The organism is Burkholderia sp. MSMB1498 (assembly GCF_001526245.1).
Taxonomy (GTDB): Bacteria; Pseudomonadota; Gammaproteobacteria; order Burkholderiales; family Burkholderiaceae; genus Burkholderia; species Burkholderia savannae.
Map to the genome: position 1 here is coordinate 42,670 of NZ_LOYJ01000085.1, position 16,966 is coordinate 59,635.

Below are 16,966 nucleotides of genomic sequence, written 5' to 3' on the forward strand. Positions count from 1 at the left end.
GGCTGATCGGCGGAAAGACGAAGCGCGAAGGACATGGTGCGGCGCGCGTGCGTGCCTGATCCGGATAAGACAACGGCGGCCGTTTCGGATTCGACGCGGCCGCCGTGTCGTTGCGCAGCGCGAGCGTCAGTTCGTCTTCGGCGAGGCGTTCGCGGCGGGCGCGGATGCAGGCTCCGCCGGCGCAGCCGCCGATGCGGGCGTGGGAGCCGTTGCGGATGCCGCAGCCGGCGCCGCGCCGCTTGCACCCGCGTCGCCCGGGTCCTGATACCGCGGCAGCCCGGCCGGCTCGCGTGCGTCGCCTTGCGCGCCGCCGGACGGCATGCCGCCCGCGCCCTCGCCCGGGTCCTCGTACTGCGGCAAGCCGCCCGGCGCGTTGCCGCCCGCGCCCTCGCCGCCCGGTTCGTTGTAGTTCGGCAGCGATTCTTCCTCGCTCTTGCCGTGATACGTGAGCGAGCGGCGCTGCTGCACGTACGCGTCGCGCACGAACGAGTATTTGTCGAGCGCCGCCTGCTGCAGCAGGTCGGTCGCGCCGAGCAGATCCGAGCGCGCGCTGATGAACTGCGCGATATACATCGGATTGCGCGCGGCGGGCTCGATGTAGTTGAGCAGATTGAAGCGGACGTCCACCGCTCGGCCGACGCCGTCGCGGATCGAGCTCGGCCCGAAGATCGGCAGCACGAGATACGGGCCCGCCGGCACGCCCCAGCGCGCGAGCGTAAGGCCGAAGTCCTGGTGATGCTTCGGCAGCCCGGCGAGCGTCGCGACGTCGATCAGCCCGGCGACGCCGAACAACGAGTTCATCGCGACGCGCATCACGTCCTCCGTTGCATCCGTGATCCGGAGCTGCAGCAGGTTGTTCGCGATGTTGCCGAGATCGCCGAGGTTCGAGAAGAAATTGCTGATCGCCGTGCGCAGCGGCGTGGGCGTCACTTTTTGATAGCCCTTCGCGATCGGCACGGCGATCGTCGAGTCGACCGCGTCGTTGAACTTGAAGACGGCGCGGTTCATCGGCTCGAGCGGATCGCCCGGGTGCCGGTTGGGGCCGGTCGCGCAGCCGCTTGCAAGCAGGCAGACGGCGAGCGCCGACGCGGTAATTCGCATTTTATTCATCGATTCCTTGCGATTGATTCGTCACACGCTTCGTGCGCGGCTTGCCCATCAGCACGGGCTGGAAGACGACGGCGCCGATCAGCGTGCACGACAGCGCGAGCGCGAGCAGCCGCCCCATGCTCGCCGTGCCCGGATGATGCGACAGCCACAGGCTGCCGAACGCGGTGGCCGTCGTCGCGGCGCTGAACAGCACCGCGTGCGTGAGGCTCGACTGCAGCAGGCCCGTCTGGCCCGCGCGCCACGCCATCACGAAATACACCTTGAACGCGACGCCGACGCCGAGCATCAGCGGCAGCGCGATGATGTTCGCGAAATTCAGCGGCATGCCGAACAGCACGCACAGCTCGAGCGTCACGACGCCCGACACGAGGAGCGGCACGAGCGTGCGCAGCACGTCGCCGAAGCGGCGCAGCGTGATCCACAGCAGCGCCGTGATCGATATGACGGACAGCGCGGCCGCCTGCAGGAATGCGCGGATGATCGTGTCCGCCGAATGCAGGATCGAGATCGGGCCGCCGATCGCGCCCGGCTCCGCCGCCTTCACGGCCTTCGCGAAACGGCGCAGCATCGCGTCGTCGCCGGGATCGACGCCCTTGGGCACCTTCGGCGAGATCTGCACGAGCGCGCGGCCGCCCGGCGCGATCCAGTCGCGCGCGATCTGCGGCGGCAGGTTCTCGCGCGTGATCTCCGACGGCTGCAAGAGCATCGCGAGCTGGTTCAGCGCGATCCGCAGCGGCGCGGAGAACGCGTGCTCCGCGCGGTCGCGCGTCGCTGCGTCGGCGGCGGCGAGCTTCGCGAGCGATTCGGACAGATGCTTCGCGGCCGCCGCGCCCGGGCCCGGGTAATCCTCGGACGCATATTCGAGCAGGTTCGACGCGCGCTTCAATGCCGCGACGCGCTGCGCGTCCGAAGCGGGCGCCGCGGCCGGTTGCGTGAGCGCGGGCAGCAGGTCGCGCGCGGCCGCCGCGATCGTCGCGAGCTTTTGCGGCTGTGCGTCGGGGATGAACGTCGACAGCGTCGTCGTGCGGCCGACCTCGGGCAGCGCGTCGAGCCGCTTCGCGGCGGCGTCGGCGGCCGCGAGCGACGGCGCGAGCATCGACACGTCGTTGACCGACGCTTCCGGCGAATCCTTCAGTGCGAGCAGCGTCGCCATCGATTCGCTGCTCGGGTCCTTCAGATGCAGCGGGTTGAAATCGAAGCGCAGATGCGCGAGCAGCGGCAGCGCGCCGATCACGACGGCGAGCGTGCCGATCAGGATCGGCTTGCGATGGTGGTCGAGATAGTCGTCGACGGGCGCGAGGCGCGGAAAGCCCGGCGGCTTGCGCTCGCCGGGCGGCGCGAACAGCCTGAGCAGCGCGGGCAGGAGCGTGAGCGTCGTGAAGAGCGCGACGAACATCCCGACGCCCGCGATCAGGCCGAGCTCCGACACGCCGCGATACGCGGTCGGCAGGAACGAGAAGAAGCTCGCGGCGACGGCCGCCGTCGCGAGCGTGAGCGGCATGCCCATCGCGTGCGCGGCGCCGACGAGCGCGTGATCGAGATTCGGATAGCGGTGGCGCTCCTCGCGATACTTGACGCCGTACTGGATCGCGAAATCGACGCCGAGGCCGACGAACAGCACCATGAACGCGACCGAGATCATGTTCAGCGAGCCGACCATCATCAGCCCGAGCGCGGCCGTGACGACGAGGCCGACGAACAGCGTGACGAACACCGCCGCGATCATTCGCTTCGAGCGCAGCGCGATCCACAGGATCACGAGCACGATCGCCAGCGTCGCGATGCCGTTGACGAGCGCGCCGTCCTGCACCGACGCGAATTCCTCGTCGGCGAGCGGCTGCTCGCCCGTCAGCCGCACGGCGGCGCCGAAGCGCTTGTCGAGCTCGAGCGCCCGCGCGGTCGCGCGGATCGTCCGCGACGCCTGCTCGCCCGCCTTCAGCGCGCCGTAGTTGACGACGGGCTGCACGGTGACGAACGCGCGCGCGGGTGCGCGGGCGGCGTCTGCATCGACGAGCGCGCGCCACGAGAACGCGGCCGGCTTGCCGGCGAGCACGTCGTCGACGGTCGCCGCGCTGCGCGACAGCAGCTTCGCCATCCCCGAGAGCTTGACCTGGCCCGACTGCAGCGGCACGCCGAGCGTCGTCGACAGCGTCGTCGCGAGGCCCGCGATGCTCGGGTCCTTCGCGAGCACGTTGACGAGCGGCCGCGCGCTCGCGAGCTGCGCGGTCGTCGTCGCGACGTCCTGCTCGGGCAGGAACAGCAGCCCGTTGTGCTCGAAGAGCGGCCCGCCCGCGGGCTCCGACACCTGGCCGATGCGGCCCGCCTCGGTTTCGCGGCGCAGGCCCTCGGCGAGCGCATCGGCCGCGGCGGTCGCGAATTCGGGCGCGGGCGCCTCGACGACGGCGAGGATCGTCTGGCTGCGCTGCGGGAACGCATCGTCGATCGCGTTGCCGAGCGCGGCCCATTGCGGGTCGTTCTCGACGAGCTTGCTGATGTCTGTGTTGATCTTGAAATGGTGCGCGACGTACACGCCGCTGAGCGCGGCGGCGACAAGCGACAGCACGACGACCCAGATCGGGCGCCGCACCGACCAGGCGACGAGTCGGACGAGGACGGAAGTCAGCATGAGGCGGCGGGTTGGGGGCTGCGAAAAGGCAAAGTAGCCAAGTATACCGGCGCGCGGGTTTGAGAGTCGGCTAGGTTCGGGCGCGTGCGAATCCCGCCGGATTGTTGCGAACCGGGGTTGGAATGCGGCGGAAAAAAGGCGGGGACACATCGAACGCGGGCCGGGGCCGGAGCGCGATGCGAATGCGGGCAGAGGGAAACGCGGGAATTCCGCGCGTGCGCCCGCCCGCAATCGCACCGATTCGTTCGCGACGGCCGCCAATCTGGAGTGCCGCGCGCGAATATCGATTTTCAGTCGGTTAATTCAAGATTTTTAACAAATATTGTCGTGAATCTGACTTTAAGATCGGGCCCGCGCGACGCGGCGCCATGCATATTCGATGCGTAAATGGGCACAGAAGATGTGTAGTTTGGCGAACATAGGTGTGTAAGCACGTATGTTACTTTACGCCAATGCATTAATGGATTTAAGGATTGCATATCGCCCCGCGATGCGTAATCGAATAAATGGACGGCAGGAGGCTGGGGAGACAGATTCTCGACCGATCGACATCGGGCTGTTTGGCATTGGTGGTGGGTAAAGGCAATCACATGGCGCAAGTTGCATTTCTGTTTCCCGGGCAAGGCGCATTCTATGCGGGCGCGACGCGGGCGTTGAGCGGCGCGTACCCCGTGGTACAGCGGGCCATGCAAGCCATCGACGCCGTTTCCGTGCGGCGGCTGCGCCGCCCGCTGCTCGCGACCGTGTGGGACGAGCACATCGGCGTGGAGGATCTCCTGCAATACGCGCCGGACCTGCTGCAGCTCGCGATCTACGCGACGTCCGTTTCGTACTTCGAAGCGCTGCGCGCGCGCGGCGTGCGGCCCGACGTGCTCGTCGGGCACAGCTTCGGCGAGGTCGCCGCGCTCGCGTGCGCCGGCGCGTTCTCGTTCGAGCAGGGCGCGGACATCGTCTGCGACCGCATCGACGCGCTGCGCGAAGCGGCGCCCGCCGACGGCCGGATGGCGGCCGTCGGCGCATCGCCCGACGCGGTGCGCGCGCACCTCGCCGCGTGCTTTCGCGGCGCGCCGCAAGGGCGCCCGGGGCGCGTGCAGATCGCAGTCGAAAATCATTCGTCGCAGACGGTCGTGTCGGGTGCGCGCGAATATGTCGACGAATTCACGGCCTATTGCGCGCGACACAATATCTCCGCGCAAATATTAAATTCGCCTTACGCATTTCATCATGACGATCTGGAAAATGTGCGCATCGAATTTGGACGGCGTCTGAAAGCTTATAAAAATAAAGCGCTCGAATATCCGGTTTATTCGCCGATATTGAATCGCTATTACGCGGCGGCCGACGATCTCGGCGCGTGTCTCGCGCGCCACCTGGTGCTGCCGGTCCGGTTCGGAGATGGGGTCGCAAGACTGAAAGCCGCCGGCATCGGCGCGCTCGTCGAGTGCGGGGCGCTGAACGCGCTCAGCAGGATCGCGGTGCGCGCGCTGGGGCCCGGCGCCATCAAGACCTTTTCGGGCGCGTCGAGCGTGGGAGGCGAACTCGGCGGCCTGGAGAACGTTCTCGCATATTTCAATGGGGGTAGTGTCATGAACGACGACATTCGCGCAAGCAATCTGCAACTCGATTTCGACGAGTTCTGGCGCAACAGCGGTCCGGGGATCGTCGAGAAGATCAAGGGCGAGCTCAAGCGCTTCTTCGATGCGCGGGGGCTGCAGGCGACGCCCGCGCCGCACATCGTGACTGCTCGCGGCGCCGCGGCCGGTTTCGCGCCGGTTGCGCCGGTTGCGTCGGCTGCGCCCGCTGTGCCCACTGCGCCTGCTGCGCCCGTTACGCAGGCCACGCCGGCTGTCGCACCCGCGGCGCCGGCCGCGCCCGTTGCGCATGCAGCGCATGCCGCGCCGGTCATGCAAGCGCCGGCCGCGCCCGGCGCGGGCGCCGAACCCGCCGACGCGCCGGCCGCGCGCGTGCCGCGCGATCGGCTCTTCGCCGAGCTCGTCGCGATCTATGCGGAGGCGATGGAATACCCGGTCGAAGTGTTTACCGAGACTGTCGAGCTCGAAGCGGAGCTCGGCATCGATTCGGTCAAGCAGACGGAGATCATTCAGCGGATCAGCGCCCGCTACGGGCTGCCGCCGCTGCCGGCGAATTTCCGCGCCGGCGATTTCAAGGCGATGGGCCAGATCGTCGATTTCGTCTACGAGCATCAGGGCCAGGCGGCGGCGCTCGTCACGAGCTGAAGCGCCGCACACGCACCGCGCGCCACGAGAAGAACGAGAGGAGAGGGCCGGATCAGACGGAGAGTCTCGTCCGAATGTTTGGTAATCCTGACCACTGCGATTTATGTCGAATTCCTATCTGTTGGGGAAACGGGTTCTGGTGACGGGCGGGGCAAAGAATGTCGGCAAGGCGATCTGCCGCCGCTTTGCCGAAGAAGGCGCGCACGTCATCGTCAATTTCTTTCATTCGCTCGACGCGTCGAAAGAGACCGCGGCCGAGCTGCGCGCGCTGGGCGCGACTGTCGACGTCGTGCGCGCGTCCGTCGCGCAGCCGGCGCAGGTCGAGCGGATGTTCGACGAAATCGAAGCGAAGTACGGCAAGCTCGACATTCTCGTCAACAACGCGGCGTCGGGCGCGCTGTTGCCCGTCGACGACATCGAGGCCGCGCACTTCGACCGTGCGCTCGACACCAATCTGAAGGGCGCGTTCTGGTGCGCGCGCCGCGCCGCGCGGCTGATGGCGCGCGCGGGCGGCGGCGCGATCGTCAACGTGTCGTCGGTCGGCTCGACGCTCGTGCCGGCGAACTATCTCGTCGTCGGCACGGCGAAGGCCGCGCTCGAATCGCTGACGCGCTATCTGGCGGTCGAGTACGCGAGCCTCGGCATTCGCGTGAACGGGGCGTCGTCGACGCTGATCGACGGCGACGTGGCCGCGCAGTTTCCCGACCCCGACAACACGAAGCGCTCGAGCATCGCGGCGACGCCGCTCGGCCGCCTCGCGACCGCCGAGGATCTCGCGGACGTCGTGCTGTTCCTCGCGTCGGATGCGGCGCGCTGGATCACGGGGCAGGTGATCGTCGCCGACGGTGGGCTGTCGCTGTGCAGCGAGGCGCTGTCGCCGCGGCGCGAATGGAGCGGCGCGGCGAACGGCGTGCAGGGCGGCGGGCAGGGTGGCGACGCCGCGCCGTCGGCGGCCGCGTTTGCGAGCCGGGCGAGCGCCGGTGCGGCGGCTGCGCCGGTTGCGTCGCACGTTGCGGATGTCGGCGTCGCGACGGCGGCGATGGCCGGCGTTGGCGCTGCCGGTGCGGCGGCGGCGTCGGCGGCGTCGGCGATTGCGCGGAACGTCACGAGCGAGCGTGCGAGCGCGCCGTCGCACGATTCCGCTTCGGCGCATGCGCCGGTCGAGCCGAGCGCATCGGCGTCCGGCGGGCGCGCCGACGTTTCGGCATCGTCGACGGGTTCCGCGTTGCCGCGGGTTTCGAGCCCGGCTTCGGCTCAGGCGGGCGCAGGCATCGCCGTGCCGTCGTCTTCCGCGGTCGCGGCATCGCACGCGTTTGCTGACGCGAACGTCGCGGACGCGAACGGCGTTCGTCCCGCGACGCCGGCCGGCGAGATCGACGCGCCGCATGCCGAACGCGCATCCGACGACACCGAAGCCGACGACATCGCCGTAGTCGGCATGGGCGTCGCGCTGCCCGGCGCGAGCGACCCGGAAGCATTCTGGCAGGCGCTGCTGAACGGCCCCGAGCTGTTCGGCAACGTGCCGCCCGATCGTTGGGATTACAGATCGTTCTATTCGCCGGACTCGTCGGCGGAAGACAAGAGCTACCAGTCGCGCTCGGTGTTCATCGAGCGCTTCGAGCCCGAGGCGCGCCTGCGCGCCGAAATCGAAGCGGCCGCCGCGCCCGACGAGCTGACGACGCTGTGGCTGCGCCATTCGCTGCGCCAGGCGCTCGACGGCGTGCGCGTGCGCGCGGGCGATCGAACCTCGTTCCTCGTCGGTTACACGGCCGACGGCAGCCAGCATCTCGAAGAAGGGATGGTGCTCGCGGCGATGCGCGCACGGCTGCGCGACGCGCTCGACGAAACCGGCGCGTCACCCGACGAGCGCGAGAGCCGCATCGCGCAGATCGACGCGGTGCTGCGCGCGCGCTATGCGCGCGGCACGGGCGAGTTGTCCGAGTATTTTCCGCATCGCGTCGGCCTGAACGCGATGCGCGGCGTGCTGCCCGACGATGCCGAGTACATGATGGTCGACACCGCGTGCTCGTCGTCGCTCTATTCGGTCGATCTCGGCATCAAGAGCCTGCTCGCCGGCAAGCATGACGTCGTCGCGTGCGGCGGCGCGTTCGCGCTCGCGCCGCGCGGCTCGATCCTGTTCTCGAAGCTGCACGGGCTGTCGAAGAGCGGCGAAGTGCGGCCGCTCGACAAGGCGTGCGACGGCGTGCTGTTCGCCGACGGTGCGGGCGTCGTGATCCTCAAGCGCCTGAAGCGCGCGCTCGCCGACGGCGACCGCGTGCTCGGCGTGCTGAAGGCGTTCGGTTCGTCGTCGGACGGCAAGGGCAAGGCGATCTACGCGCCGAACTCGGCCGGCCAGAGCATCGCGATCGAGCGCGCGTATCGGCAGACCGACGTGCCGAAGGCCGCGGTCGACTGGGTCGTCGCGCACGCGACGGGCACGCCCGCGGGCGACCTCGCCGAATTCCAGAGCCTGCGCGACATGCTCAAGCGCGACCGTCCGGTGTACGTGACGTCGAACAAGTCGCTCGTCGGTCACACCGGCTGGGCGGCGGGCGTCGTGTCGCTGATCCAGGTGCTGCTTGCGCTCGAGCACGGCCGCATTCCGCCGCAGCATCGGTTCTCCGAGCCGCCGCGGGAATTCGACATCGGCGCGAGCGGCTTCACGATTCCGACGCGCGCGGTCGACTGGCCGCGCAAGGCCGATGCGGCGCGCGTCGCCGCCGTGTCGGGCTTCGGCTTCGGCGGCACGAACGGCCATCTGATCGTCGGCGAATACCGGCCGGACCTGGGCGCGTCCACGCCTGCCGCGCGCGTCAATCGCGAGCCGCTCGCGATCGTCGGCTGGTCCGCGAAATTTCCCGGGCTCGACGGCCGCGACGCGATCGCCGCGTGGCTGAACGGCGCGGGCGCGGCGCCCGGCGCGAGTTTCGGCCTCACCTATCCGCTGCCCAGCTTCGACCGCGTACGGATGCCGCCCGCGGTGCTGCGCGCGCTCGATCGTTGCCAGCTGATGGCGCTCGACGCCGCGCACGACATGCGCGAGCAGCTGCGCGACTACTGGAGCGGGCATGCGAACACGATCGGCGTCGTGATGGGCCACATGGGGCCGACGCGCAACGCCGCGCTGTACGCGAGCCGCTGCTATCTCGACGACATCGCGACCGCCGTGCGCGCGAGCTTCGACGACGCATCGCGCGCGCCGCTCGACGATGCGCTCGCGCGCGTCGCCGAGCACACGAAGCGCCTCGTGCCGCCGACGACCGAGAATTCGTTTCCCGGCATGATGCCGAACGTGATTCCCGCGCGCGTCGCGAATTATCACGATCTGCACGGGATGAACATGACGGTCGACGCCGGGCACGCATCGACGCTCGCCGCGTTCGAGGTCGCGTCGCGCTTCCTGAGAAGCGGCGAGCTCGACATGGTGATCGTCGGCGGCATCAACGGCAATTCGGCCGACGAAGTGCAGCCGGCGTTCGACCGGCCGCTCGCCGAGGGGATCGTGCTGTTCGCGGTGACGACGAAGGCGCAGGCCGACGCAGTCGGGCTGCCGGCGCTCGCGTGGATCGAGAGCGGCCGCGAGTTCGCGGACGCCGCCGCAGCGGCGCTCGCGCCGCGCGATGCGCAAGGCCGCGAAGTCACGTACGCGGGCGCCGACGGCGCGCTCGCGGTGCTGCGCGCGCTCGTCGGCCGCGAGGACGCCGCGTCGATCGCGTTCGGCAACGATCGCGATCGGGTGCGCTTCGGCCTGCGCGTCGATCGCAACGCGCCGCCGGTGAGCGGCGACGGCGTACGCGCACGCGACGCTGCGGACGCGAGCGGCTTGTCGACTTCGGCGCCGCTGCCGGTGCCGGCAGCGACATCGACATCGACATCGACATCGACATCGACATCGACATCGACATCGACATCGACATCGACATCGACATCGACATCGCCGGCTCCCGTTTCTTCTCACCTTTCGGAACCGTCGTCGACGCCCGCCGTTGCGTCGGCGCCGCCGGCGCATCTCGTCGCGCCGCTCGCAACGACCGTGCACGCGGAGCCGCCGGTGGCCGTCGCGACGGCCGAGCCGATTGCCGGCGCGTCGGCCGACAAGCGCGTGCCGATTCCCTCGACGCTGAAGGCGACCGACGTCGCCGCCGACGGCGAGCCGCTCGGCGTCGCCCGCTATCGGATCGATCTGCAGGAGACGCCGTGGCACGCGGGCGCGGGCGCGATCGCGTATCTGCCCGCGGGCAGCGTTGTCGTGACCGACGCGCCCGAGCTGCTCGACGGCATCGGCATGCTGCCCGCCGATCTGCTCGTGCTGTCGACGCGCGCGACGGCGTTCGCGCGCGCGCGGCTCGTCGTCGTCGATACGCTCGGCGAAGCCGCGTTGCAAGGGCTGATTCCGGCGGGCACGCGCCACGTGCGGCTGCTGACGTCGCTGCGCGCGGGCGCGCTCGCGCCGGACCGCTCGTCCGCGCCTGCGCCCGAGCGGCTGAAGCTGCACGACCTCGCGTTCCTCGCGCTCAAGCAGTGCTACGACGGCGTCGCGCAGCAGGGCTCGTTCATCGCGCTGCTGCTCGACGCGGTGAAGGACGACGTGCTGCATCCGGACGCGGGCATGTTCACGGGCCTCGTGAAGGCGCTCGCGATCGAGCTGCCGCATGCGCGCTCGCTCGCCGTGCTGACGGACGACGCGGACATCCGGCACGGCGTCGCGCGCGCCGAGCGCGAGAGCGGCGCGCAGCATCTGCTGCCCGTCGTCGCGCTGTGCGGCGGCCGGCGCCTGACGCCGCGCGTGACGCGCGACGCGGGCGAGCTGCCCGCCGACGGCTTCGCGCGGCTCGGGCCCGACTCGGTCGTCGTTGCGTTCGGCGGCGCGCGCGGGATCACCGCGGAGCTGATGAAGGCGGTTGCCGAGCACTTCCAGCCGACGATCCATCTGATCGGCAGCAGCGCGCTCGACGCATACGGCCCCGACGTGTTCTCGGGCAGCGACGAGGCGTTCGCGCGCCGTCGCCCCGACTACATCCGCGAGCAGAAAGCGCGCCATCCGCATTTGCCGCTGCCCGCGATCATCAAGGCGTTCGAGCGCCAGGTCGAGGCGCGCGCCGCGCGCCGCAACATCGACGTGATGAAGTCGTACTGCGGCCCGAACAAGGTGTTCTACCTGCGTGCCGACGTGCTCGACGCAGGCAGCGTGCGCGAGGCGGTCGGCCGGATCGCGGCGACGGGCCAGCCGATCGATCTCGTCGTCAACGCGGCGGGCCTGAACCGCTCCGCGTCGGTCAACGTGAAATCGTTCGACGATTTCGTCGCGGTGCGCGACATCAAGATTCGCGGCTACTGGAACGTGCGCGACGCGTTCGGCGCCGCGCAACCGCGCGCGTGGTGCAACTTCGGCTCGTTCATCGGCCTGACGGGCCAGGCGGGCGAGACCGATTACGCATCGGGCAACGATTTCCTCAACACGCAGGCCGCCTACCATCGCGCGGCGCTCGCGCGCGATGAGTTCACGATCGGCTGGACGCTGTGGCGCTCGGTCGGTCTCGGCGCGAATCCCGTCACGCGCGCGTTCCTCGAAAAGAGCGGGCTCTTCACGAGCATGCGGACCAACGAGGGCATTCATCACTTCCTGCGCGAGATCAATCTGACCGAGCGCGCGGCGAGCTCCGTGCATCTCGGCGCGGCCGAGCGGCGCGCGATCGAGACGCATCTGCCGACGTTCTTCGATGCGCCGCCCGCATCCGTGCGCGCCGCGTCAACGCAGCGGCCCGTGCAATCGGCGAGCGGCGCGGCCGACGCGCAAGCCGTCGTCGCCGCACATGCGGGGCACGCGGCTTGGCCGTCGCCGCAATCGCATCCGACGCCGCCGCCGCGCGAGCGCATCGCGCAGCCGCCGAGCCACGATTTCTATCTCGGCCGCGAAGTGCGCCGCACGAGCGACAGCGTGACGTTCGAGCGCATCTTCGATCTGCGCACCGACGCGTATTTGCAGCACCACGTCGTGAACCGCTTCGCGACGCTGCCCGGCACGTTCGTGCCCGAGCTCGCGGCCGAGGCGGCGATGAAGCTGCTGCCGGGCCTGCGCGTCGTCGGCTTCCGCGACGCCGCGTTCCGCCACTTCCTGCGCGTGTACGACGCGCAGCGGCCGAGCACGAAGCGCATCCACGCGCAGGTTGTCGGCCGCGAAGGCGACGCGGCGGTCGTGCAGGTGCGCATCACGGGCGACGTGCTCGCGCCGAACGGCCAGGTGCTCGTGCAGGACAAGCTGCACTTCGAGATCAAGGCGCTCGTCGCGCCGCGCCACGCGAGCGCGCCCGCCTGGCCGATGCGGCCGGACGAGCCGCGCACGCCGGTCGCCGATCCGTATCATTTCGAATCGGCGCCCGTGCGCCTGACGGGCATGTTCGTGTCGACCGCGGATACCGGCGTCACCGCGTCGGGCAAGGTCGCGCGCTACCAGCTGAACGTCGCCGCCGACGATCCGGTGTTCTCGCGTTTCATCGTCCCGAGCATCATGCTCGACGGCCTCGCGCGCGTCGCGGTGCTGAATTACGTGGCGGACGACTACATTCCGCTCGCCGCGCCGGTGTCGATCGGCAGGATCGAACTGTACGAAAGCGGCAACGACTGCGAGCTCGCGCGCCGCTACGAGCGGATCGATTTGTACGCGACGCCCCGCGCATTCGCGCTCGAGGGCGCGCACGGCGGCAACCGCTTCGCCGCGGTGCGGCCCGACGGCCGCATGCTGATGGAGATGAGCGACGTGTCGGGCGTCGTGATCGGCTATGTGCACCGGACGACGGGCGCGTACGCGACGAAGGCCGAGGTCGACGCGCTCGCCGCGCGCCTCGCAACCGAGCGGGAGACGGCATGAGCAAGCACCGCCAGGCGCCGGGGCCGCGCGGCAGCCTCGTGATGGGCAACCTCGCCGCGTACAAGCGCAATCCGATCACGATGCTGCTGCGCCTGCATCAGCAGTACGGCGACGTCGCGCGCAACCGGCTCGGACCGTTCGTCACGCATGCGCTCGCGCATCCGGACCACATCCAGTACGTGCTGCAGGAGAACCATCGCAACTACGTGCGCGGGCGTTTCTACGACAACTTCAAGATGTTTTTCGGCGACGGGCTGCTGACGACGGACGGCGAATTCTGGCGCCGCCATCGGCGCGCGGTGCAGCCGCTCTTCCACAAGAAGCAGGTCGATGCGCACACGGCCGCGGTCGGCGACGCCGCGCTCGCGCTCGCGAATCGCTGGAGCGCGCTGCCGCCCGGCAAGTCGGTCGACGTCGTCGAGGAGATGATGCATCTGAGCCTGAGGATGCTCGGGCTGATGGTGTTCAACACTGACGTGTCGTCGCACGCGGAGGCGGTCGGCCCGGCGGTGCGCTTCGGCATCGAAGCGATGATGCCGCAGGGCAACATGAACGACTTCGTCCCGCGCTGGGCGCCGACGCGCTTCAATCGTCGGATCGCGCACGCGCGCCGCGCGATCGACACGATCGTCGCGAAGATCATCGCCGATCACCGCGAAGAACGCTGCGAGCCGAGCGACGTGATCTCGCTGCTGCTGAACGCGCGCGATCCCGACACCGGCGCGCCGATGACGCAGCAGGAAGTGCACGACGAAGTGATGACCGTGTTCCTCGCGGGGCACGAGACGACGGGCGCGGGCCTGGCGTGGGCGCTGTACGCGCTCGCGCAGCATCCGGCCGTGCTGCGCCAGCTGCGCGACGAGCTCGACGCGCGCCTCGGCGGACGCGCGCCGACCATGCAGGACTTCGAACAATTGCCGTACCTGTCGCAGGTCGTCGACGAGGCGCTGCGCGTCTATCCGCCGATCTGGGGCTTCACGCGCGATCTCGTCGAGGACGACGAGATCGGCGGCTACCGGATTCCGGCGCGCACGTCGGTGTTCATGTCGCCGTACGTCACGCATCGCCATCCGGCGTTCTGGCGCAATCCCGACGCGTTCGATCCGGAGAACTTCGCGAGCGACGCGCCGGCGCGCCATCGCTTCGTCTATTTCCCGTTCGGCGGCGGGATGCGCAAGTGCATCGGCTTTCAGACCGCGCTCTTGCAGATGCGCGTGCTCGTCGCGGTGGTCGCGCAGCACTTCGATCTGAACGTGCTGCCAGGCCATCCGATCGAACTCGGCGCGACGATCTCGCTGCGGCCGGTGCACGGCATTCGTCTGATCGTGAAGCCGCGCGAGCGGCAGCAGAGCCATCTCGCGCGCGTGCGCGAGCAAGAATCGGTGCGCGCCCTGCGGCCGCTCGGCGATTCGGTCGAACCGACGGGCGCTGTGTGTCCGATGACGGCGGCGCACGAGATCGGCGCGAACGCGACCGCCGCCGCGGCGGCGGAGGCGGGCGCGCTCGCCTGCGCGCCTGCGGGCGGCGCGACCGTCGCCGCGGAGCACGAGCATGCGGCGGCCGGGCAGCCTGCCGATGCCGCGCGGCTGTCGCTGGCTACCGCGCCCGCGGCGGCGCCGCACGACGCGGCCGCCGACGCGAATGCGCGCGGCGTGCCCGCGTGGCGCTTCACGTGGAAGCCGGTGCCCGTCGATGCGGTGCCCGACGAGCCGTCGCCCGCGTTGAGCGGCAAGCGGATCGCGCTCGTCAACGGGCGCGGCGGCACGGTCGAGCGCGTCGCGGCCGCGCTCGCGCGGACCTGCGCGAAGGTATCGGTGTTCGCGCCCGCCGCGAGCGCCGATCACGCGGAAGCCGCGCGAACCTTCGTCAACGAAGCGGGGCCGCTCGACGGCATCGTCGATCTCGGGCTCGAAACGCCGTTCGCGCTCGACGACGCGAGCGCATGGGAAGCGCCGATGCGCCGCACGGTCGAGCTGCTGAAGGCATGCTACGGCGACTGGGCGGCGGAGGACGACACGTCGCGGCTCTTCTACGTCGCGCTCACGTGGATGGACGGGCAGATGGGCTACGGCGGCGACGCCGGCGCGCAGCCGCTCGGCGGCCTGTGGGCGGGGCTCGCGAAGACGCTGCCGCAGGAGCTGCCGAACTGCAACGTGCGCGTGCTCGACATCGCGCCCGACGAGACGGGCCGCGTCGACCGGCACGTCGTCAACGAGCTGTATCGCTGGGGCCTGTTCGAGGTCGGCTATCGCAACGGCGTGCGCTACACGTTGCACGCGAAGCGCAACGAACTGCCGCCGCTCGCCGTCGACGCGCAAACGGCGCTCGCGCCCGGCGACACCGTGCTGTTCTCGGGCGGCGCGCGCGGGATCGGCCTGCTGTGCGCGCGTGCGCTGGCCGAACGCCACGGCTGCGCGGTGATCGTCACGGGGCGCGAGGCGCCGCCCGACGGCAGCGAGCCATGGATGGCGCTCGACGACGAAGGCTTCAAGCGATACGGCCTCGAACAGCTGCGCGCGGCGACGCCCGACAATCCGCCGAAGTCGATCCGCGCGACGCTGCAGCGCCTGAAGCGGCGGCGCGAGCTGAAGGCGGCGCTCGACGAGATGGCCGCGCTCGGTCTGGCGGTGCATTACCGCGTATGCGACGTGACCGACCGCGCGGCCGTGCGCGCGCTGTGCGACGAGCTCGGCGATTCGCTGCGGATGGTGATCCACAACGCGGGCGTCGACCAGCCGGTGCGGCTGATCCAGAAGCGCGCCGACGATTTCGCGCACACGGTCCGCACCAAGGTGCTCGGCTTCGCGAATCTGTGCGATGCGGTCCGCGCGCGGCCGCGGCTCGTGCAGTTCTGCAACGTCGGCTCGCTGACGGGCCGCTGGGGCGGGATGACGGGCGAGACCGACTATGCGGCCGCGAACGAGGCGCTCGCGCGTCTGGGCCTGTGGGCGGCCAAGCACGCGCTTTCGCCCGCGTGCGGCGTGAAGACGCTCGTGTGGCCGACGTGGGAAGGCGTCGGGATGATCACGAACTTCGCGGTCACGCAGCGCTACATCACGCCGATGAACGTCGACGAGGGCGTGCGCCACTGGCTGCGCGAGCTCGCGTCGCCGGGCAGCGGCGAGGTGATGTTCATGGGCGCGGTCGGCCGCGCGCCGACGCCCGTGCAGATCAAGGGCTTCCAGCCGATTCGCGAGCTGCCGAACATCGGCGAGCTCGTCACGCGCCGGCATCACGTCGGCGAGCCGCTGCGCTTTCGGCCGTTCAAGCGTTTCGAGGGCCGCTACGCGATCGATCCCGCCGTCGCGCCGTACTCGCACGCGTTCCGCTTCAACGGCCGCGCGGTGCTGCCCGCGTCGCTCGTGCTCGAGCACGCGTGCGCGGTCGGCGACTGGGTGATGCCGCCGACGGGCGAGCCGCGCGACCTGAGCGAGATGACGAACGTCGTGTTGCGTCTCGACGCGCTGCCCGACGTGTCCGGCGGCGGCGAGCCCGTCGAGATCGGCAGCGAGGCGGCCGGCTACATGATCGGCGACGTCTGGTGTGTCGACGTGCGCTGCAGCGACGCGCGCACGCGCGCCGAGCTGCTCAGCATGACGCTCGTCTATCGGCCGCAGCCGGAGCAGATCGGCGCCGCGTATGCGCGCCCGCCCGGCACGACGCCGGAGCCCGCGCGGCTCACGAGCGCGCCGCATGCCGCGTGGAACGGCGAGCTGCTGCCGGCGGGCGACTGGAGCGTGCCCGACGACGCGTCGGCCGGCATCGTGCGGATCGGCCGCGTGCCGCCCGCCGCCGTGTTGAGCCTCTGGGCGCTGCCGTTTCCGCTCGAACTGCGCCTGCCCGTCAATCACGTCGAGCACGTGCTGCGCGTGCTGCTCGCCGAATGGGGCGCCGCGCAGCCCGACGCGCCGGCCGTGTGGCGGATCGGCGGCGCGAAGCTCGCGCGTCTGCCGGCGTCGTCGGCAGACAGCGTCGTCGAGTACGCGACCGGCCGCTTCGCGGTGCTCGACGCGCGCGGCTACGTGCTGCTGCGTGTCGACGACACGCGCGTCGGCGCCGATGCCGACGCCGCACATGCGACGCAGTCCGAAACAGGCGCGCTTGCCGATCCGCTGACGGCATGAT

5 protein-coding genes are annotated in these 16,966 nt (G+C 70.2%); 3 read left to right on the forward strand and 2 right to left on the reverse strand.

Annotation, left to right across the window (positions count from 1 at the left end; all coding sequences use genetic code 11):
* Positions 1-126 precede the first annotated feature (126 nt).
* A complete protein-coding gene (locus tag WS91_RS18960; protein WP_059670768.1) occupies positions 127-1,101 on the reverse strand; it encodes an MlaA family lipoprotein in 975 nt (324 codons plus the stop codon).
* A gap of 1 nt (position 1,102) precedes the next feature.
* Positions 1,103-3,736: an MMPL family transporter gene (locus WS91_RS18965; protein WP_059670769.1), complete on the reverse strand. Its 2,634-nt coding sequence runs from the start codon at positions 3,734-3,736 to the stop codon at positions 1,103-1,105.
* Between the two features lie 590 nt (positions 3,737-4,326).
* Here WS91_RS18965 and WS91_RS18970 point away from each other — a divergent pair.
* From WS91_RS18970 to WS91_RS18980, 3 genes are all read left to right on the forward strand, one after another.
* Positions 4,327-5,973: an acyltransferase domain-containing protein gene (locus WS91_RS18970; protein ID WP_059670770.1), complete on the forward strand. Its 1,647-nt coding sequence runs from the start codon at positions 4,327-4,329 to the stop codon at positions 5,971-5,973.
* Between the two features lie 103 nt (positions 5,974-6,076).
* Positions 6,077-12,841 carry an SDR family oxidoreductase gene (locus tag WS91_RS18975; protein ID WP_059670771.1) on the forward strand — a complete coding sequence of 2,255 codons (6,765 nt, stop codon included), beginning with the start codon at positions 6,077-6,079 and terminating at the stop codon, positions 12,839-12,841.
* Complete coding sequence (locus WS91_RS18980) at positions 12,838-16,965, forward strand: cytochrome P450 (protein ID WP_059670772.1); 4,128 nt, start codon at positions 12,838-12,840, stop codon at positions 16,963-16,965. The genes WS91_RS18975 and WS91_RS18980 overlap by 4 nt, the downstream gene beginning before the upstream one ends.
* The last annotated feature ends 1 nt before the right edge of the window (position 16,966 follow it).